The sequence below is a fragment of the Streptomyces sp. NPDC007095 genome, assembly GCF_040634475.1.
In the GTDB taxonomy this organism is placed as follows: Bacteria; Actinomycetota; Actinomycetes; order Streptomycetales; family Streptomycetaceae; genus Streptomyces.
Window position 1 is genome coordinate 1 of the sequence record NZ_JBEYFS010000064.1, and the last position, 18,850, is coordinate 18,850.

Below are 18,850 nucleotides of genomic sequence, written 5' to 3' on the forward strand. Positions count from 1 at the left end.
CTCCCTCCGCGGGGGGGGGGGGCGGTGTGCGGGGGGCCCGCCCCCCCGCGCCCCCCCCCGCCGCCATGTTCGGGCACCAACCCTGCCCGATCCCACCCCGCCCACCGCTGCGCCCCAGGTCCGGCACGGGCGCCCGCCGCGCCAAACAGTCACAGCCGGGCATCATCGGTCACGCAACAGGCCTGGTCAGTGCCGCGCACCCGCTGTAGAACTTCCCCCAAGGCCCACACCGGGCCCGAACGGGCAGTACGCACAGGACGCAGGGAGCAGGTGTCGGCCATGACCGCGGAAGAACGTCAGCGGGAGATCGTCAGGGCCGCCCGCCGTACCGGCGCGGTCGACGTCACCGCGCTCGCCGCCGAACTGGGCGTCGCCAAGGAGACCGTACGGCGCGACCTGCGCGCCCTGGAGGACCACGGCCTGGTCCGCCGCACCCACGGCGGCGCCTATCCCGTGGAGAGCGCCGGGTTCGAGACGACGCTCGCCTTCCGGGCCACCAGCCATGTGCCCGAGAAGCGCCGGATCGCGAGCGCCGCGGCCGAGCTGCTCGGGGACGCCGAGACCGTGTTCATCGACGAGGGGTTCACCCCGCAGCTCATCGCCGAGGCGCTTCCCAAGGACCGGCCACTGACCGTGGTGACCGCCTCCCTGGCCACGGCGGGCGCGCTCGCCGAGGCCGACCACACCAGCGTCCTGCTGCTCGGCGGCCGGGTCCGCCCGGGCACGCTCGCGACCGTGGACCACTGGACGACGAAGATGCTCGCCGGCTTCGTCATCGACCTGGCGTACATCGGTGCCAACGGCATCTCCCGCGAACACGGCCTCACCACCCCCGACCCGGCGGTCAGCGAGGTCAAGGCCCAGGCGGTCAGGGCCTCCCGGCGCACGGTCTTCGCGGGCGTGCACACCAAGTTCGGGGCGGTCAGCTTCTGCCGCTTCGCGGAGATCACCGCCCTGGAAGCCATCGTCACGAGCACGCTGCTTCCGACGTCGGAAGCACACCGGTACTCCTTGCAAGGCCCCCAGGTCATCCGAGTCTGAAAACCCCACTCACCCACTACAAGGGCACAGTCACACCCAAGAACGCCCTTTATCTCCCTATACGTCCAGGAGCGATCCATGCGAACCCAGAGCCGACGGAGGCCGCGCGCACTCGCCGCGGCCGCCGCAGGGACGCTGCTCGCCCCGCTGCTCTCCGGCTGTTGGGTCGGAGCGGGCGGGTCGGGGTCGGGCGGCGACTCCATCAACGTCCTGATGGTCAACAACCCGCAGATGGTGGAGCTGCAGAAGCTCACCAAGGCGCACTTCACCAAGGAGACCGGCATCAAGGTGAACTTCACCGTGCTGCCGGAGAACGACGTCCGCGACAAGATCAGCCAGGACTTCGCCAACCAGGCCGGCCAGTACGACGTCGCCACGCTCTCCAACTACGAGATACCGATCTACGCCCGCAACGGCTGGCTGCACGACATGGACTCCTATGTACGCCAGGACAGCGGCTACGACGAGCAGGACATCCTCGCCCCCATGCGGCAGTCCCTGACGGCCGCCGACGGCAAGCTCTACGGGCAGCCGTTCTACGGCGAGTCGTCCTTCCTGATGTACCGCAAGGACGTCTTCGCCCAGAAGGGCCTGACGATGCCCGGCCACCCCACCTGGGATCAGGTGGGACAGCTGGCCGCCGAGGCCGACGGCGCCCGGTCCGGCATGAAGGGCATCTGTCTGCGCGGCCTGCCCGGCTGGGGCGAGCTCATGGCGCCCCTCACCACCGTCGTGAACACCTTCGGCGGCACCTGGTTCGACAAGGACTGGAAGGCCCGCCTCGACTCCCCCGAGTTCGAGAAGGCGACGAAGTTCTACGTGGACCTCGTCCGCAAGCACGGCGAGTCCGGCGCCGCCCAGTCCGGCTTCGCCGAGTGCCTCAACAACATGACCCAGGGCAAGACCGCCATGTGGTACGACGCCACCTCCGCGGCGGGCTCCCTGGAGGCGTCCGGCTCCCCGGTCAAGGGCAAGATCGGCTACGTACCCGCACCCGTCGAGAAGACCAAGTCCTCCGGCTGGCTCTACACCTGGGCCTGGGGCCTGCAGAAGGCCTCCCACAACTCCGACAAGGCCTGGAAGTTCATCTCCTGGGCCTCCAGCAAGCAGTACGAGCAGCTGGTCGGGAACACCATCGGCTGGTCCGACGTGCCGGCCGGCAAGCGCGCCTCCACCTACACGAACGCCGCGTACACCAAGGAGGCCGCCGCCTTCCAGGAGATGACCCGCGAGGCCATCGAGGGTGCCCGGCCGCGCGACCCGGGGGTGCAGCCGCGCCCCGCCCCCGGCATCCAGTTCGTCGGCATCCCCGAGTTCACCGACCTCGGCACCAAGGTCTCGCAGGAGATCAGCGCGGCCATCGCCGGACGCCAGTCCGTCGACTCGGCCCTGAAGAAGTCCCAGAAACTCGCCGAGAAGATCTCCAAGGAGTACGAGGGACGATGACCGCCACGACAACGGCCCCCGTGGCCGCCACTCCCGTACGCACCCTGGGAAAGCCGTCCAACCGGCTGCGCGCCTGGGCCACCCGCGCCCCGCTGCTCCCCGCCCTGATCTTCATGATCGCCGTGACCCAGCTCCCCTTCGTGGCCACGCTGGTGATCTCCTTCTTCGACTGGAACGCGCTCTACCCCAAGGCCCGCCGCTTCACCGGCCTCTCCAACTACTCGGACGTCCTCACCGACCCCGACCTGCGCCACTCCGTCTGGACGACGATCCTCCTGACGGCGGCCGTGGTCGTCGCCAGCCTGGTCATCGGCCTGGGTCTGGCCCTGCTCCTGGACCGCAGGTTCCGCGGCCGGGGCATCGTCAGAACCCTCCTCATCGCCCCCTTCCTGGTGGTCCCGGTCGCCGCGGCGCTGCTCTGGAAGCACGTGCTCTACAACCCGGAGTACGGCCTGCTCAACGGACTGCTGCACTACGTGGGCGGCCCCCAGCCCGACTGGATTTCCAACACCCCGCTGCTGGCGGTCGAGGCCTCCCTGGTCTGGCAGTGGACGCCGTTCATGATGCTGATCCTCCTGGCCGGCCTGCAGAGCCGCGACCACCAGCAGATCGAGGCCGCGCGGGTGGACGGCGCGAGCGACTGGCAGGTCTTCCGCCACCTCACCCTCCCCCACCTGCGCCGCTATCTCGAACTGGGCGCCCTGCTGGGCTCGATCTACATCGTCCAGAACTTCGACGCGGTCTTCACCCTCACGTCCGGCGGCCTGGGGACGGCGAACCTCCCCTACACCGTCTACCAGAGCTTCTACCAGGCCCACGAGAACGGCCTCGCCTCCGCCGCGGGCGTCCTGGTCGTCATCGGTTCGATCATCATCGCGACCTTCGCGCTGCGCGTGGTCTCGTCCCTGTTCCGCGAGGAGGTGTCCCGCGCATGAGCGCCACCACGATCCGCGTACGACCCCGGCGTGCCCGGGGGACGGGCCTGGGCCTGCTGGCCTGGCTGCTCGGTGTGCTGTTCTTCCTGCCCATCGCGTGGATGGCCCTGACGTCGTTCCACTCGGAGTCGGACGCGGCGACCAACCCGCCGTCCTTCGGCGCCGCCCTCACCCTCGACGGCTACCGCGACTTCTTCGGCACGGGCGGCGGCGCGAGCCCCTGGCCCGCGCTGATCAACTCGACGGTGGCCTCGGCGGTCTCCACACTCTGCGTCCTCCTGCTGGCCTTCCCGGCGGCGTACGCACTCTCCATCCGCCCGGTGAAGAAGTGGACGGACGTCCTGTTCTTCTTCCTGTCGACGAAGATGCTGCCGGTCGTAGCCGGACTCCTCCCGATCTACCTCTTCGCCAAGAACACCGGAATGCTGGACAACATCTGGCTCCTGGTCATCCTCTACACCTCCATGAACCTGCCGATCGCGGTGTGGATGATGCAGTCGTTCCTCGCCGAGGTACCGGTGGCGGTGATCGAGGCGGCCCAGATCGACGGCGCGAAACTGCCGACGATCCTGGCCCGCGTCGTGGCCCCCATAGCCCTCCCCGGCATCGCGGCCACGGCCCTGATCTGCTTCATCTTCAGCTGGAACGAACTGCTGTTCGCCCGCGTGCTGACGGGTGTGGTCGCCGAGACGGCCCCCGTCTTCCTGACCGGCTTCATCACCAGCCAGGGCCTGTTCCTGGCCAAGGTGTGCGCCGCCTCGCTCGTCATCTCCCTGCCGGTGCTCGCCGCGGGGTTCGCCGCCCAGGACAAACTGGTCCAGGGCCTCTCCCTGGGAGCCGTCAAATGAAGGCCGCCGTCATCGAGTCCGTGGGCCGCGCCGTCGTCACCGAGGTCCCGGACCCGACGCCGGGCCCCCGCGAGGTCGTCGTCGAGGTCGCCGCCTGCGGCCTGTGCGGCACGGACCTGCACATCCTCCAGGGCGAGTTCGCGCCCAAGCTGCCGATCGTGCCGGGCCACGAGTTCGCGGGCGAGGTGGTCGGGGTCGGCACCCAGGTCACCGAGCTCGCGGTCGGCGACCGGGTGGCCGTCGACCCCTCGCTGTACTGCTACGAGTGCCGACAGTGCCGTACGGGCCACAACAACCTCTGCGAACGCTGGGCCGCGATCGGCGTCACCACGGCGGGCGGGGCCGCGCAGTACGCGGTGGCCCCGGTGGCGAACTGCGTCAAGCTGCCCGAGCACGTACGCACCCAGGACGCCGCACTCGTGGAGCCGCTGTCCTGCGCGGTGCGCGGCTACGACGTCCTGCGGTCCCGGCTCGGCGCCCATGTCCTGATCTACGGCTCCGGGACAATGGGCCTGATGATGCTGGAGCTGGCCAAGCGGACCGGCGCGGCGAGCGTCGACGTGGTGGACCTGAACCCGGCCCGGCTGGAGACGGCACGGACGCTCGGTGTCTCGGGGTCGGCGGCGAACGCGGACGAGCTGGACCGGCCGCAGGGCTGGGACGTCGTCGTCGACGCGACCGGCAACGCGGCGGCCATCCAGGACGGCCTGGACCGGGTGGCCAAGGCGGGCACGTTCCTGCAGTTCGGGGTCGCCGACTACGCGACCCGCGTGACGATCGACCCGTACCGCATCTACAACCAGGAGATCACCATCACCGGCTCCATGGCGGTGCTGCACAGCTTCGAGCGGGCGGCGGAACTGTTCGCCGGAGGCGTCCTCGACCCCGAGATCTTCATCAGCGACCGCATCCCCCTGACCAGCTACCCCCGGGCCCTGGAGCAGTTCGCCGCCGGCGTGGGCCGAAAGATCGTGGTGGTCCCGTAACGACACCCGCGGACCATCACCTGGAGCGTCGCCCGGCCCGGCGGGGGATCCGGAGGGTCACGCAGGCTCCCTCGCCAGGAGCGGAACCGACACTGAGGTGTCCGTTCAACAGGTGGCCGCGCTCGCGCATGGCCGGCAGCCCGGTACCTGTGGAGACCACCGTGCGGAGCGCGGGCCGGTCGGCCGGTGCGGAAGGCTGCTGGGCCATCCCGCGGCCGTCGTCCCTGACCGTCACGCTGATCGCGTGGTCGTCGCCGTCGAGTTCCACGAGAAGGTGGCTCGCCTGGGCGTGCTTGACCGCGTTGTTCACCGCTTCCTGCACGATGCGGTAGATGTGGGCCTGGGCCTCCGGCGACAGTTCGCCCCCGAGCCTGTTCCACTCCGCTCCGACGCGCAGTCGCGCCTCCAGCCCGAAGGTTTCCTCGGTGCGCCGGCACAGCGTCTCAAGAGCGGGCACGAGTCCGAGCTGATCGAGGGCGTAGGGCCGCATCTCCACGATCAGGTGCCGCAAGGACGTGATCTGGTTCGCGATCAGGCTCCGCGCCTGGTTGATGGACTCGTCCGTGGCCGCGGACCGGCCGGTGCCGACGGCGGCGGACAGAATCATCTGAACAGCGACCAGTTCCTGAAGGGTCTCGTCGTGCAACTCGCGGGCCCAGCGCCGACGTTCTCGTTCCTCGCCGTCGCTGCGGGCCCGAGCCCGCTCCCGCGCGAGATCACGACGGCGCGCCACCGCACTGCGGCCCAGCATGGCGGCGCAGCCGATCAGCAGGAGAGGCACGATGTTCAGGCCGTTGAGAAGCGGCTCCTTGGTCATGCGAACCAGTTGCGACACGGCGAGTATGAGCGCGAGCCCGCCCAGGGCCGCCAGCCATGCCCGTCGGACGGCGGTGTTCAGTGCCGCCGAGGTGATGAGGACGACGGCCGCGCCGAGGGAGAGCCTCATCTCCCAGCGAGGCTCCTGCTGGAGGACCTCGATCGCGAAGGCGATGACGAGCAGCGCGGCGCCGGTGGCCTCCATGATCGGGCCGGCCCTGGCTCGCAGCCCGTTGTTCATCCCAGCAGTCCGCGCTCGCGAGCCGCGGCGATGAGTTCCGCCCGTGTCTCGGTCCCGAGCTTGTCCCGAATCCTGGCGCGGTGGGTCTCCACCGTCCGAACGGAAACGTAGAGACGTCGCGCGATCTCCTGGTTGGTGTGGCCCACGGCGAGCAGCGAGAGAACCTGAAGCTCGCGCGCTGTCAGAGAGGCATCCCCGTCGGCGCCGGGAGCGCCGGAGTCCCCGATGGCCAGTCGGGCGCCCATGGCGGGCTGGAGGTAGGTGGCTCCCTTCGCGACCTGGCGAGCCGCACCGACCAGTTCCTCCGCCGCCGCTTCCTTGAGCAGATATCCGGCCGCACCGATCCGCAGGGACGCGCGGGCGAACGCGGGATCCTCCTGCATCGTGAGGATCAGGATTCGCGTACCGGGTGACGCCGCGAGGAGGTCGGGGATCGAGGGCAGGCTGGATTCTCCGGCCATGGTGAGGTCCAGGACCAGCACGGACGGTCGGTGCTCCGTCACGGTCCGCACGGTCTCCGGGACCGTGGAGCTCTCGGCGACGATCTCGAAGGACTCGTCCTGGGACAACAGCACCCGCATGCCCGCACGGACCACAGGGTGATCGTCGGCGATCACCACGCTGAGGCGTGACAGAGCCTCCACCCCCTGTTCAGCGCCGTCGGCATCCATGGGAGCAAAGGTACTGCGTGAGGCCGGCCGGTCCGGCCCCAGGGGATCGGCGCAGCGATCGGGCCGGGTCCTGAAGCGGCGGGTGCGGGAAACCCGCAGGACACCCGCGGACGGATACCGAGGCCCCGAAGGCGCCAGAGCACAACCATGGCTGCTCAGAGCCCTCGGCCGGGCGTGCAGCGCCCGGCCGGCCGACACGGACAGAACGGTTCACAATGATCGACAGGCGCACCTTCGGCAAGGTCACCGGCACGGGTGCGGCGGGAGTGGCCGCCGCATCGCTGATCGGCCTGAGCCGCCCCTCGGTGGCAGCTGCCCTGCCCTCCGTGCCCAGCGCCGAAAAGCCGGCGACGGCTCCGACGCCGGGCACGGGCGACGGCTCCTTCCCGGCGCTGAAGCAGGTCAAGGCCGGCGAGCTCAGCATCGGCTACGCCGAAGCCGGCCCGGCCCACGGACCGGCCGTCATCCTCCTGCACGGATGGCCGTACGACATCCACAGCTACGTCGATGTGGCACCCCTGCTTGCGGCCCAGGGCTACCGGGTCATCGTTCCCTACCTGCGTGGACACGGCACCACGAGCTTTCTCTCACCCCGCGCCTTCCGCAACGCGCAGCAGTCGGCGATCGCCCTCGACATCATCGCCCTGATGGACGCCCTGAGGATCGAGAAGGCCGTGTTCGCAGGCTTCGACTGGGGATCGCGGACCGCCGACATCATCGCCGCGCTCTGGCCGAAGCGCTGCAAGGCCCTGGTCTCCGTGACCGGCTACCTCATCACCAACCGGGACAAGAACAAGCTGCCGCTGCCCCCGGCGGCCGAATGGGCGTGGTGGTACCAGTACTACTTCGCCACGGAGAGGGGGGAGGCGGGCCTCCAGGAACACCGGCACGACTTCGCGAAGCTCATCTGGCGCAACGTCTCCCCGACGTGGGCCTTCGACGACGCCACCTTCGACCGCACCGCCGCGGCCTTCGACAACCCGGACTACGTCAGCATCGTGATCCACAACTATCGCTGGCGGCTGGGACTGGCCGAAGGCGACCCCCGCTACGACAGGATCGAGGCGCGGCTCGCCGCCGGGCCCGGCATCGCGGTGCCCGCCATCGCCCTCGACGGGGAGCTGGACCCCTTCACTCCGGCCGGCGACGGCGCGGCGTACCGGGCCAAGTTCACCGGCCCCTACGACCACCGGACGCTGCGGGGCATCGGCCACAACGTGCCGCAGGAAGCACCGGAGGCGTTCGCCCAGGCCGTCCTCGACGTCGACGAACTCTGACCAGCGGCGTCGACGCTGCCGCCACGGGGGGATACGTACAGTTCACCCGGCCGAACCAACTGATCCTTGGGTAAGGGAACGGTAAAGCGGGGTCGGTCGTTAGGTCTGGCATGACAGCTATGACCCCCGGCTCGAACATCCCTCTGCCCGTCACCCGCGTGACGGTGGACGTCACCGCCCCGGTGCGGCTCGACGTATCGGGCCTGCTGCTCACCGCCGACGGCAAGGTGCGCTCCGACGACGACTTCATCTTCTACAACCAACCGACGGGGCCCGGCGTGACGTACCGCTCGGGCGGCGGCACGTCCCCGGACGCGATCACGGTCGACACGACCGCGGTCCCCCCGGGCATCGAGAAGATCGTCGTCACCGCGAGCCCGGACGCGGCCGGCCAGACCTTCCAGGGCATCGAGCCCACCGCCACCATCCGCAACGCGGACGACAACGCCGTACTGGCCTCCTTCACCCCGCCCCGGCTGGGCACCGAAACGGCTCTGGTGATCGTGGAGGTCTACCTCCGCAACGGCGCCTGGAAGGCCCGCGCCGTGGGCCAGGGATACGCGAACGGCCTGGCGGGCATCGCCACGGACTTCGGCGTCACGGTGGAGGAACCAGCCCCGGCGCCGGTGCAGGCGCCGGCCCCCGTCGCTCCGCCCGCCCCGGCGATGCAGGCTCCGGTGGCACCCCCGGCACCCGCCGCGCCCCCGGCCCCGCCCGCCGCACCGCCGATCGGCGCCGGAAAGATCAACCTCGACAAGGGCCGCGTCAGCCTCCAGAAGAACCAGACCGTCTCCCTGGTCAAGGGCGGCCGCCCGCTGCTCTCCCAGGTCAAGATGGGCCTCGGCTGGGAGCCCGCGTACCGCGGCAAGGACATCGACCTGGACGCCTCGGTCATCGCGTACGGCCCGCAGCGCAACCACATCGACAGCTGCTACTTCGGCAAGCTGTCCATCATCAACGGCGCGATCAAGCACTCCGGCGACAACCTCACGGGCGAGGGCGGCGGAGACGACGAGGTGATCGTCGTGGACCTCGGCCGCCTCCCCCAGGACGTCACCGGCCTCGTCTTCACGGTCAACTCCTTCTCCGGCCAGAAGTTCACCGAGGTCGCCAAGGCCTACTGCCGCCTGCTGGACGCCGCCACCGGCGAGGAGCTGGTCCGCTTCGACCTCACCAACGCCGAGGCCCAGACCGGCGTGATGATGGCCAAGATGATCAAACAGTTCTCCGGCGAGTGGGAGATGACGGCCATGGGCGACTTCGTGAAGTCGCGCACGGTCCGCGGCATGGTGAAGCCGGCGGCACAGTCCCTCTGACCCGCAGCCGCCCACCCTTCGAAGGGGTCGTGGCGGTACGTCGCAAGCCCGTCGCTCCAGTTCGGATCGAGCAGCGGCTCCCCAGCCCGGCCCAGTCCGATCCAGCGGCGACGGGCTCGACGTGCCGCCCTCCCACCCACCACGCGGGGGACGGCGCACCGCCGGACAGCGCCCCGCCGGAGAACCCCCCGACGCTACGGCCGCAGCCCCTCCGTCAGCAGGGACAGATACCGGCGGATCTGCTCACCCCGCCCGTTCGCCAGCTCCGAGGCCGTGGCAACCCCGTGGGCCAGCCGCAGAACCTCGATCGGCTCGATGTCCTGCCGCAGGGTTCCCTCCCGCTGCGCCGCCTCGACCAGCCGCTGCGCCGCCCCCTTCATGGAAGTGCCGCAGGCCGTGAGCGCGGCCCTGCTGCCGTCCGTGACGGCCGAGCCCAACAGGGCCTTCATTCCGCGTACCTGGATCGTGCCGACGCACAGCTCGTAGAGCCACTCCGCCAGCGCCTCGCCCGGGGGCAGCTCCTTCGCGATCTCGTCGGCCCGCGCCCCGAGCGCCTCGATCCGGTCGACGTAAGCCGCCTCCAACAGCGCCTGCCGCGTGGGGAAATGCCGGTACAGCGTGCCCGACCCGACGCCCGCCCGCTTGGCGATGTCGTCGAGCGACGCACCTTCCCCGTGCTCGGCGAACGCCTCGGCCGCCACCTTCAGCAACCGCTCATAGTTGCGCCGAGCGTCCGCGCGCATGGGCTTGACCTGCGTCATCCAGATACTCCTTGCGAACCGGGGACCTCCTCCGTATCTTAGCGAGGGTTAAACGGAGACAGTCCCCGCTTATCTCGCGGGCAGTCCGTGCTGCCCGTACACACCTTCGGAAAGCGCCTGGCTGCTCACCGCCCGCGCCCTCCAGGGCGTCGGCGCCGCCCTCACCGCGCCCAGCACCCTCGCCCTGATCACCACGAACTTCCCCGACGGCCCGCGCCGTCACCACGCCCTGGGCATCTACGCGTCGGTGGCGGGCATCGGCGCCTCCATCGGCCTGGTCCTCGGCGGCATGCTCACCTCCTGGGCATCCTGGCGCTGGGCCCTGCTGATCAACGTACCGATCGGCATCGCGGTCGCCGTCGCGCTGCCCCGCTTCGTCACCGAGACCCCGCGCCACGCGGGCCGGTTCGACGCGGCGGGGGCACTCGTCGGCACGGCCGGGATGACATCACTGGTGTACGCGTTCATCCGGGTCTCGGAGGAGGGCTGGACCGACACCCAGGCGCTGCTGGGCTTCAGCTCGGCGGCGGCCCTGCTGGTGGGCTTCACCTTGATCGAGTCCCGCGCGGACCAGCCGATCATGCCGCTGCACCTGTTCGCGAGCCGCAACCGCGCGGGCGGCTACGCGGGCGTACTGCTGCTGCCCGCGGGCATGTTCGGCGCGTTCCACTTCCTCACCCTGATCTGCCAGCAGGTCCTGGGGTACAGCCCGCTCCGCGCGGGATTCGCCTTCCTGCCCATGACCCTGGCGATGTTCACGGTTGTACGCTTCGTGCCCCGGCTGCTCGCGCGGCTCGGCGCCAAGCCGGTGCTGCTCACCGGCATGGCCCTGCTCGTCGTCGCGGCCGCGTGGCTGTGGCGGCTGCGACCCGACGACGGCTACCTCACCGGCCTGTTCGGCCCGCTGGTGCTGATGGGCGTGGGCGTCGGCCTGAGTTTCATGCCGCTCAACGCGACGATCCTCGCGGGCATCGAGCCACGGGAGGCGGGCGCCGCCTCCGGCCTGCTGCAGACCTTGCAGTGGCTCGGCGGCACCCTCGGCCTCTCCGTCCTGGTCACGGTCTTCGGCACGGCGGCCCGGCGCGCGCACGGCTCCCCGTCCGACATCCTCACCGAGGGTGCGGCCCGCGCGTTCGGCATCGGCTCGCTGATCGCGCTGACCGCCCTGCTGGTGTCGGCGTTCGTGATCACAGGTACGAAGCCGAAGCACACCACCTGAGGAAACCCACCACCCGAAGGAACCGACCGCCTGAAGAAACCCGGCACCTAGAACAACGCGCTGTACGCGTTCAACGCGGGCTGTCCGCCCAGATGGGCGTAGAGCACGGTGGACTCCCGCCCTATCTCCCCCCGCGCCACCAGATCCACCATCCCGGCCATCGACTTGCCCTCGTAGACGGGGTCGGTGACCATCCCCTCGGTGCGCGCCGCGAGGCGCATCGCCTCCAGCGTGGCCTCGTCCGGAATCCCGTACGTGCCCGCGTGGTACCGCTCGTCCAGCTCGACGTCCGCCTCCGTCAACTCCTTCCGTACACCGATGAGCTGCCCGGTACCGTGTGCGATCCGCGCGATCTGCTCCCTGGTGCGGGCGGGCGCCGCCGCCGCGTCGATCCCAAGGACGCGCCGCGGCCGCCCGCCCGCCTCCTCCAGGGCCGCGAACCCGGCGACCATGCCCGCCTGGGTCGACCCGGTCACCGAGCACACCACGACGGTGTCGAAGAAGACGCCCAACTCCGCTTCCTGCTCCGTCACTTCATAGGCCCACCCGGCGAATCCCAGGCCCCCCAGCGGATGGTCCGACGCCCCCGCCGGAATGGCGTACGGCTTGCCGCCGCCCTCCTCGACCTCCCGCAGCGCCTGCTCCCAGCTCTCCTTGAAGCCGATCCCGAACCCGGCCCGCACGAGCCGTACGTCGGCCCCGGCGAGGCGGCTGATGAGGATGTTTCCTACCTTGTCGTACACGGAGTCGGGCCACTCCACCCAACTCTCCTGCACGAGCACGCACTTGAGTCCGGCGCGGGCGGCCACGGCCGCGACCTGGCGGGTGTGGTTGGACTGCACGCCACCGATCGAGACGAGGGTGTCGCAGCCCTGGGCGAGCGCGTCGGCGACGAGGTACTCCAGCTTGCGGGTCTTGTTCCCGCCGTATGCGACACCGGAGTTGCAGTCCTCCCGCTTGGCCCACAGGGAGGCACCGCCGAGGTGCTCGGTCAGGCGCTCCAGCGGATGCACGGGCGAGGGCCCGAAGAGCAGGGGGTAACGCTCGTACGAGGAAAGGGACATGGGTCCTCCCGCATCAGGGTTCGACATCGGCCAGGTCTTCGAGCGCGCCCCAGATCTCCGCGGTGACACGGACGGCGGCGGCCACGTCCCGTTCGGCACAGGCGTCGATCAGCTCGTCGTGCAGGCCCGCCGAACGGCAGTTGCCGCCCTCACCGAAGCGGCGCCGCTCCAGACGGCGGATCAGCGGGGTGTAGCGGGCGACGGTGGCGGCGGCGGCACGATTGCCGCTCACCCGTACCAGTACGTCGTGCAACTCGTCGTCGGCCATCAAAGCGGCGTCCACGTCACCGGCGCGCACAGCGTCCGCGAAGCGCACATTGGCCTCGCGCATCACCTCGATGTGCGGCGCTTCGAGCCGGGGCACCGCCGTGCGCGCGGCGAGCTCGTGCATGGCGCCGACCACGGCCGCCGCGTCCCGTACATCGGCGGCCACCAGGGGGGTCACCCGCGTGTAGCTCTGCGGCTTGGACTCCAGCAGCCCCTCGTCGACCAGCCGGGAGAAGGCCTCGCGCACCGGCGCCCGCGACAGCCCGAGCAGCTCGGCGAGCCCGGCGTCGCGCACCACCGCGCCCGGTGCGAGCTCACCGGCCACGATGGCGTCCCGTATCGCTTCGTACGCGCGGTCCCTCAGCAGGGTCCGGCGCACGGGTCGTATCGCCTCCATGAACTGAAATGTTAGATATCAGTTCCCGCTGCGCACAAGAGTGCGGCCCGTACCGAAGTACGGGCCGCACTCACGCACGATCGGCTATCCGGCCCACGGCCAGTCGGCGTCCCGCGCCGACTCCAGAAGCGGCACCATCCGGAAAGCCGCGTCCGAGAGCCCCCCGAACGTGTGCCGGTTCGCCTTTCCGGACGGGCCGTGGCCCGCCCGGTAGCCGGCCAGGTTCCAGGTGTAGACCGGGACGTGCGCCGGGACCTGCTCGGTCGGGTCGCCGTAGTGGCTGTAGGTGGCCTGCTCGTCGGTGACGATGAGCACCCGGTCGTGCTTCCTGTAGTGCGCGCGCACCGCCTCGCTCGTGTTGGTGCCGCCGAGGTCGCCGAAGCGCTCCAGCACCTTCAGCACCGACTCGCCCTTCTTGAACTTCACCTGGTTGCTGCTGGTGCCGAACTCGACGAGATCCGCGTCCGCCGCCCGCAGCGCGAGCGCCGTGCCGAAGATCGCCGCCGCGTCGGCCCGGGTGAGCTCCGAGCGCTCCGACAGCCGCGAGTAGAACATCGAGCCGGACCGGTCGACCAGCACGAGAGTGCGTCCGGGCAGCGCGGGCACGTTCGCCAGCGAGTGGCCGAGCGCCTGCTCCAGCGGGTACGACCAGCGCAGCGAGGGCGCGTGCTGGTACGCGGCGAGGTAACGGAAGGGGAACTGCCGCGAGCGCGCCACCTCCGCCGCGTCGCTGATCCTGGCGGCGACCTGCGCCGCCACCTCGTCGCTCACTCCCGCCTCGTCGAAGTTCCGCAGGTTGCGTACGAGCGCCATCGCGCCCATGGACGGGATGACGGCCTCCCAGGCCGCCTTGTCCATCGGGCCCTGCAGCCAGCCGGCCAGTGCCTCCCAGGTCATCCCCGCGTCCGCGAGGCGCCGCGCACCGTGCGCACCGGTCACGACCTTGCGCCGCTTGGCGGGCCGCAGCGCCATCAAATCGCGGTGGGCCGCCACGACGGACAGCGACTTGGGAACCACGGCCGCCTCCGGGTGGTGCCGCCGGTCGAGGGCGTACTGGAACAGGTCGCCCTGCCACGGCTTCGCCGGATCGGGCGCCGCGTGCACCAGGTTGAGGATGTCGCCGAAGCGGTAGCCCTTGGCGGCCGTGTCGTACTTCAGCAGCGACTTCTCGCCGTAGAGCCGGCGTACGGCGTCGGCGATGCCCCGCTTGACGGGCTTGGGCACGTTGCGGCCGTACCGGGAGGTCCAGTAGGCGAGCAGCTCGCCGGGCTCGTCCGGGCGGCGCAGCACGGAGGCGATGACCTGGCGGTTGGCCGGGCCGTCGGTGGCGCCTGCGTCGAGGCGTGCCTTCACGTACTCGGCGGCGCCCACGAGCGAGGCCGTCCGCAGGTTGCCCTCGCCGCGCAGCCAGCCGAGCAGGGCGGCCGTCCACGAGGGGTCGGCGACGGCGAGCTCACGCACGAGCGCGGCGAACCGGTCGTCGCGATCAGCACGGGTCTCGTAGAACGTGTCCGCGAGGAAGTGCGTTACCGCCAAGAGGAAGAGCTCGGAGCGCGCGTCACGCTCCTGGCCTCGGCCGCCCTGGTGGGTGCGCAGCACGCGGCCGGTCGACGTCACACGGGAAGTGGGCTGCGCCTTGGCGGCCTTGGTGTTGAATCGCGCCATGATGAATTCCCCCGAATTCTTTCTACGACTTTGTTCTGCGACGATGAAGTCGTGTTTCGGAGGGAGGCGCAGCAAATGGAGGGGGCCCGAGTTCAGAGGTCGGCGACGGACTTAGCCAGATGCTCTACCCAATTGAGCTACACCGACCCGAAGTCGATGACGGGACTTGAACCCGCAACCGTCCGATCCAATGAAGTAACCGTTGCCTGCGCACCGGGCACCCACCATGAGCTGCGCCTCCCGAGATCGAGTCGGCGGCGGCGTGGATTCTTTGAGAGAGAAGTAGCCGCAGCCCGCGCACCGGGAGGTGCATGAAGTTGTGGTGTCCAGAGTTCAAGGCCGGCGGAACCGACGTAGGTGCTCTAACCCCTGAGCTACACCGGCGCGTTGTACCGGTGGCGGGACTCGAACCCGCGGCCGCCCCATTATCAGTGGAAGTAGGTCCTGCCTTCGCACCTGGACGTGCACCACTTTAGGAGGGCGGCCGCGGTTCGAGCCATTGAATTAACTACCCGCGCTTCTGGCGCTTCCAGGGGCCGGTGATGGCGAGCATGATGCCGGGCTCCTGGACGTTGGCGAAGAGGGTCCTGCCGTCGGGCGAGAAGGTGACGCCGGTGAACTCGCTGTAGGCCGGCTCGGCTTCGGTCCCGATGTTCAGTTCGTTGCGGGCGATCGGGTAGGTACGGCCGCTGTCGGTGGCGCCGAAGAGGTGCTGGACACCCTCGCCGTCCTCGGCGATGACGAGGCCGCCGTAGGGGGAGACGGTGATGTTGTCGGGGCCGTCGAAGGCGCCGCCCTTGGACGGGTCGGGGTTCACGCCGAGCAGGACCTTGAGGGTCAGGGTGCGGCGCTTGGGGTCGTAGAACCAGACGGCGCCGTCGTGCTGGACGGGGCTCTCCTCGCGGGCGTACGAGGAGACGATGTACGTGCCGCCGTCGCCCCACCACATGCCTTCGAGCTTGCGGGCGCGGGTGACCTGGCCGTCGGTGAACTGCTTGCGGACGGAGACGGTCTTCGCGTCACGGTCCGGGACGTCGACCCAGTCCACGCCGTACACCGTGCCGATCTTGGTGGCGCGGGAGAGGTCGTCGATGAACCGGCCGCCGGCGTCGAAGCACTTGAAGGCCTGGAGGGCGCCGGCGTCGTCGGCGAGGGTGGCGAGCTGTCCGTGGCCGTGTTCGAAGCCCTGCGGGGGCGTCCACCGGTAGAGGAGGCCGTTGGGGCCCGAGGCGTCCTCGGTGAGGTAGAGGCGGCCGCGCTTGGGGTCGACGACGACGGCCTCGTGGGCGTACCGGCCGAGTGCCTTGATCGGCTCGGGGTTCCGGTTGCGGCGGCGGTCGACGGGGTCGACCTCGAAGACGTAGCCGTGGTCCTTGGTCATGCCGTTCTGGCCGGCCTTGTCCTCGGTCTCCTCGCAGGTGAGCCAGGTGCCCCAAGGGGTGTTGCCGCCCGCGCAGTTGGTGGAGGTGCCCGCGACGCCGACCCACTCGGCGACCTTGTCGTGGCGCACCTCGACGACCGTGCAGCCGCCGGACGCGGCCGGGTCGTAGACCAGGCCCTCGGTGAGCGGCACGGGGTACTTCCAGCTGGCGCGGGGGCCCTTGAGCTCGTGGTTGTTGACGAGGAGGGTGGCGCCGCGCGGCCCGTCGAAGGTGGAGGTGCCGTCGTGGTTGGACGGCGTGAACTCACCCGAGTCCAGCTTGGTACGGCCGCTGTAGGTGATGACGCGGTAGGAGAATCCGGCGGGCAGCGCGAGCAGGCCCTTCGGGTCCGGGACCAGCGGTCCGTAGCCGACTCCGCCGTGCCGGTCCGTCGGCTCGCCGTCCTCCCCCATGCTCTCGGTGCCGGTGGACGCGAGGGCGTTCGGGGCGGTGGCGAGGGCGCCGACACTGCCGGTCAGGGCGATACCGGCGCCGGTCAGCGCGGATCGACCGGCGAAGTCCCTGCGGGTGAGCGACATGGGTGTCTCCCGTGACGGTGGAGGATGACCGTGGAGGGTGGCCTAGGGCATTGCGGCCACACCGTCCCGCCCACGCCTGAACGGCGGTTGAACGCCGGGCGACTTCACCGCCCTCGGTTCCATGAATCCGTAAGGACTCGGCCACAGGGACCAAAAGTCCTCCGGGCAGGGGAACGGGCGGAACCCTCCGTCACCGGGAACGATTGCCCCTCCCGAGGCGGGGGACCGGGGAAGCCCCCGGACCGGGAACGGACGCCCCTCCCAAGGCCAGGGAACCGGCGAAACCCCCTGGGGCCAAGGAACAAGGGAAGCCCCCGGGAACAGGGAACGAGGCGCCCCAGGGCCGGGCAACGGGCGAAGCCCCCCGCAATCGGCGAACGATGCCTCCCGGGGCCGGGAGGCAAGGGAGCCCCCGCGACCGGCCCCGCCGCGCTCAACCCCCTTGCTGCGAGCGTGCCTTGAACGCGGCCTTGCGGGCCTCCTTGGCGACCTTCTTGTCGGGGTGGAGGCGGCCCATCGCCTCCAGGACGTCCGGGGTGGCCGGGTGGTCGACGCGCCAGGCCGCGGCGAAGAAGCCGCCGTGCTGCTGGGCAAGCCCCTCGACCAGTCCCTGCAGCTCGGCGGAGTTGCCCTCGGCGGCGAGCTGCGCGGCGATCGTGTCGATGGTGAGCCAGAAGATCATCGCCTCGGACGGCGGGGGCACGTCGGCGGCGCCGTGTTCGGAGAGCCAGACCCGGGCGAGTCCGCCCAGTTCGGCGTCGTCGAGGATCTCGCGCAGCGCGGGCTCGGCCTCCAGACCGACGAGCGAGAGCGCCTGCTGACAGTGCAGCCGGCGCAGCGGCGCCCCGGTATCGCCGCCACGCGCCGCGGCGAGCAACTCCCGGGCGGCGGCGAGGGGTTCGCGTCGGGCGAGCCACTGCTCGGTCTCGGCCCGGGCGGCGGTCGGCGGGAAGGTGGCGGTGCCGTCCAGCAGCGCGTCCGCGCCCTTGTCCGCGAGGTCGCCCACCGCGGGGGCGGCGAGGCCGGACTCCAGCAGCCGCGCCCGCAACCCGTACAGGCCGAGGGGTGTCAGCCGTACCATCCCGTACCGCGACACGTCGTCGTCGGCGGCCGAGGACTCCTCGTCGGTGTCCGCCATCAGTGTCTCGTCGACCGGCTGGAAGTCGACGAGACCGACGGGTTCGAGCAGCCGGAACTGGTCGTCGAGCCGCATCATCGCGTCCGACACCTGCTCCAGTACGTCGTTGGTGGGCTCCCCCATGCCGTCGGGCACGATCATGGACGCGGCGAGGGCCGGCAGCGGCACCGGGCCTTCGCCCGCCCCGCCCTCGCTCACACTCAGCAGGTACAGATTGCCGAGCACTCCGTCCAGGAACTCGGCCTCGGCCTCGGGGTCCCAGTCCAGCGAGGGGAAGTCGATCTCCCCGCCGCCGTCCATCGCGTCGACGAGCTCGTCGAGGTCGGGCACGCTCGCGTCGGCCAGTACGGTCTCCAGGGCGGTGAGCCACACCCCGAGGACGTCCTGCGGCGCTCCGGAGGTGAGCAGCGCGAGGTCCGCGCCCGCGGCGACCGTGCCCTCCTCCTCGTCCGCGATCTCGACGAGCCCGGTGTCCACGGCCACCCGCCAGGCCTCGCCGACGAGGGCCGCCGCGTCGTCGCCGGTGAGCCCGAGCGCGTCGGCCGCCCCGGGAAGCTGTTCCTCGACGAGTTCGCCCCCGGCGCCGACCCGCGTGTCCGGGCCGGCCCAGCGGGCCAGCCGTGCGGCACGGGAGAGCAGCGGTGTGGCGAGCGCGTCCCGCGCCAGCTCCGCTTCGGACGTCAGCCGCACCGGCGGCAAGGGGGAGCTCTCTGACATCGGCTGGGTTCTCCTCCGAACAATCAGGACCCGAACAGCGGGATCGAACGGCCCGAACGAGCGGAACCGGGCGACCCGGCCGGCG

Annotated in this window: 15 protein-coding genes and 1 pseudogene; 8 read left to right on the forward strand and 8 right to left on the reverse strand. The window is 70.6% G+C overall.

Going from position 1 to position 18,850, the window contains the following annotated elements; all coding sequences use genetic code 11:
• The first annotated feature begins 270 nt into the window (after nucleotides 1-270).
• The 5 genes from ABZ656_RS22500 (at nucleotide 271) to ABZ656_RS22520 (ending at nucleotide 5,256) form a co-directional block, all read left to right on the forward strand.
• The gene (locus ABZ656_RS22500) at nucleotides 271-1,041 is read left to right on the forward strand and encodes a DeoR/GlpR family DNA-binding transcription regulator (RefSeq protein ID WP_101405850.1); all 771 of its coding nucleotides are present in this window, start codon (nucleotides 271-273) and stop codon (nucleotides 1,039-1,041) included.
• 78 nt (nucleotides 1,042-1,119) lie between these two features.
• A complete protein-coding gene (locus ABZ656_RS22505) occupies nucleotides 1,120-2,487 on the forward strand; it encodes a sugar ABC transporter substrate-binding protein (protein ID WP_101405849.1) in 1,368 nt (455 codons plus the stop codon).
• Nucleotides 2,484-3,422, forward strand: a complete 939-nt coding sequence (locus tag ABZ656_RS22510) for a sugar ABC transporter permease (RefSeq protein ID WP_101405848.1) — start codon at nucleotides 2,484-2,486, stop codon at nucleotides 3,420-3,422. The genes ABZ656_RS22505 and ABZ656_RS22510 overlap by 4 nt, the downstream gene beginning before the upstream one ends.
• Nucleotides 3,419-4,270 (forward strand): carbohydrate ABC transporter permease, encoded by an 852-nt coding sequence (locus tag ABZ656_RS22515; protein ID WP_101405847.1) that lies wholly within the window; start codon nucleotides 3,419-3,421, stop codon nucleotides 4,268-4,270. The genes ABZ656_RS22510 and ABZ656_RS22515 overlap by 4 nt, the downstream gene beginning before the upstream one ends.
• Nucleotides 4,267-5,256 carry a zinc-dependent alcohol dehydrogenase family protein gene (locus tag ABZ656_RS22520; protein ID WP_101405846.1) on the forward strand — a complete coding sequence of 330 codons (990 nt, stop codon included), beginning with the start codon at nucleotides 4,267-4,269 and terminating at the stop codon, nucleotides 5,254-5,256. The genes ABZ656_RS22515 and ABZ656_RS22520 overlap by 4 nt, the downstream gene beginning before the upstream one ends.
• 16 nt (nucleotides 5,257-5,272) lie before the next feature.
• Here the strand turns inward: ABZ656_RS22520 and ABZ656_RS22525 are convergent, their stop codons facing one another.
• Complete coding sequence (locus tag ABZ656_RS22525; RefSeq protein WP_360270052.1) at nucleotides 5,273-6,313, reverse strand: ATP-binding protein; 1,041 nt, start codon at nucleotides 6,311-6,313, stop codon at nucleotides 5,273-5,275.
• Complete coding sequence (locus tag ABZ656_RS22530) at nucleotides 6,310-6,984, reverse strand: response regulator transcription factor (protein ID WP_101405844.1); 675 nt, start codon at nucleotides 6,982-6,984, stop codon at nucleotides 6,310-6,312. The genes ABZ656_RS22525 and ABZ656_RS22530 overlap by 4 nt, the downstream gene beginning before the upstream one ends.
• Nucleotides 6,985-7,199: 215 nt before the next feature.
• Here ABZ656_RS22530 and ABZ656_RS22535 point away from each other — a divergent pair, with 215 nt between their 5' ends.
• A complete protein-coding gene (locus tag ABZ656_RS22535) occupies nucleotides 7,200-8,261 on the forward strand; it encodes an alpha/beta hydrolase (RefSeq protein ID WP_360270055.1) in 1,062 nt (353 codons plus the stop codon).
• A 119-nt stretch (nucleotides 8,262-8,380) separates the two neighbouring features.
• Nucleotides 8,381-9,577, forward strand: a complete 1,197-nt coding sequence (locus ABZ656_RS22540) for a TerD family protein (RefSeq protein ID WP_101405842.1) — start codon at nucleotides 8,381-8,383, stop codon at nucleotides 9,575-9,577.
• 194 nt (nucleotides 9,578-9,771) lie between these two features.
• Here ABZ656_RS22540 and ABZ656_RS22545 read toward each other — a convergent pair whose 3' ends face one another.
• Nucleotides 9,772-10,338, reverse strand: coding sequence for a TetR/AcrR family transcriptional regulator (locus tag ABZ656_RS22545; protein WP_101405841.1), 567 nt, complete (start codon nucleotides 10,336-10,338; stop codon nucleotides 9,772-9,774).
• 103 nt (nucleotides 10,339-10,441) lie between these two features.
• Here ABZ656_RS22545 and ABZ656_RS22550 point away from each other — a divergent pair.
• Nucleotides 10,442-11,557, forward strand: a pseudogene (locus ABZ656_RS22550) (MFS transporter); the annotation flags it as partial.
• A 47-nt stretch (nucleotides 11,558-11,604) separates the two neighbouring features.
• On the opposite strand, the gene ABZ656_RS22555 reads toward ABZ656_RS22550, so the two are convergent.
• From ABZ656_RS22555 to ABZ656_RS22575, 5 genes are all read right to left on the reverse strand, one after another.
• Nucleotides 11,605-12,621, reverse strand: a complete 1,017-nt coding sequence (locus tag ABZ656_RS22555) for a 1-aminocyclopropane-1-carboxylate deaminase (RefSeq protein ID WP_360270057.1) — start codon at nucleotides 12,619-12,621, stop codon at nucleotides 11,605-11,607.
• Nucleotides 12,622-12,634: 13 nt separating this feature from the next.
• On the reverse strand, nucleotides 12,635-13,285 hold the full coding sequence (locus ABZ656_RS22560) for a GntR family transcriptional regulator (RefSeq protein WP_101405839.1): 651 nt from the start codon (nucleotides 13,283-13,285) through the stop codon (nucleotides 12,635-12,637).
• 84 nt (nucleotides 13,286-13,369) lie between these two features.
• Entirely contained in the window at nucleotides 13,370-14,950 is a 1,581-nt protein-coding gene (locus tag ABZ656_RS22565; RefSeq protein WP_360270060.1) for a TROVE domain-containing protein, read from the reverse strand.
• A 508-nt stretch (nucleotides 14,951-15,458) separates the two neighbouring features.
• The gene (locus tag ABZ656_RS22570) at nucleotides 15,459-16,910 is read right to left on the reverse strand and encodes an alkaline phosphatase PhoX (RefSeq protein WP_360270062.1); all 1,452 of its coding nucleotides are present in this window, start codon (nucleotides 16,908-16,910) and stop codon (nucleotides 15,459-15,461) included.
• A gap of 433 nt (nucleotides 16,911-17,343) precedes the next feature.
• Nucleotides 17,344-18,765 (reverse strand): hypothetical protein, encoded by a 1,422-nt coding sequence (locus ABZ656_RS22575; RefSeq protein ID WP_360270064.1) that lies wholly within the window; start codon nucleotides 18,763-18,765, stop codon nucleotides 17,344-17,346.
• Between the last annotated feature and the right edge of the window lie 85 nt (nucleotides 18,766-18,850).

Coding starts and splice junctions, on each gene's coding strand:
- ABZ656_RS22560 (WP_101405839.1), bottom strand. CDS start 13,285: ATGGAGGCGATACGACCCGTGCGCCGGACCCTGCTGAGGGACCGCGCG.
- ABZ656_RS22510 (WP_101405848.1), top strand. CDS start 2,484: ATGACCGCCACGACAACGGCCCCCGTGGCCGCCACTCCCGTACGCACC.
- ABZ656_RS22565 (WP_360270060.1), bottom strand. CDS start 14,950: ATGGCGCGATTCAACACCAAGGCCGCCAAGGCGCAGCCCACTTCCCGT.
- ABZ656_RS22540 (WP_101405842.1), top strand. CDS start 8,381: ATGACCCCCGGCTCGAACATCCCTCTGCCCGTCACCCGCGTGACGGTG.
- ABZ656_RS22575 (WP_360270064.1), bottom strand. CDS start 18,765: ATGTCAGAGAGCTCCCCCTTGCCGCCGGTGCGGCTGACGTCCGAAGCG.
- ABZ656_RS22570 (WP_360270062.1), bottom strand. CDS start 16,910: ATGTCGCTCACCCGCAGGGACTTCGCCGGTCGATCCGCGCTGACCGGC.
- ABZ656_RS22525 (WP_360270052.1), bottom strand. CDS start 6,313: ATGAACAACGGGCTGCGAGCCAGGGCCGGCCCGATCATGGAGGCCACC.
- ABZ656_RS22555 (WP_360270057.1), bottom strand. CDS start 12,621: ATGTCCCTTTCCTCGTACGAGCGTTACCCCCTGCTCTTCGGGCCCTCG.
- ABZ656_RS22515 (WP_101405847.1), top strand. CDS start 3,419: ATGAGCGCCACCACGATCCGCGTACGACCCCGGCGTGCCCGGGGGACG.
- ABZ656_RS22545 (WP_101405841.1), bottom strand. CDS start 10,338: ATGACGCAGGTCAAGCCCATGCGCGCGGACGCTCGGCGCAACTATGAG.
- ABZ656_RS22530 (WP_101405844.1), bottom strand. CDS start 6,984: ATGGATGCCGACGGCGCTGAACAGGGGGTGGAGGCTCTGTCACGCCTC.
- ABZ656_RS22520 (WP_101405846.1), top strand. CDS start 4,267: ATGAAGGCCGCCGTCATCGAGTCCGTGGGCCGCGCCGTCGTCACCGAG.
- ABZ656_RS22535 (WP_360270055.1), top strand. CDS start 7,200: ATGATCGACAGGCGCACCTTCGGCAAGGTCACCGGCACGGGTGCGGCG.
- ABZ656_RS22505 (WP_101405849.1), top strand. CDS start 1,120: ATGCGAACCCAGAGCCGACGGAGGCCGCGCGCACTCGCCGCGGCCGCC.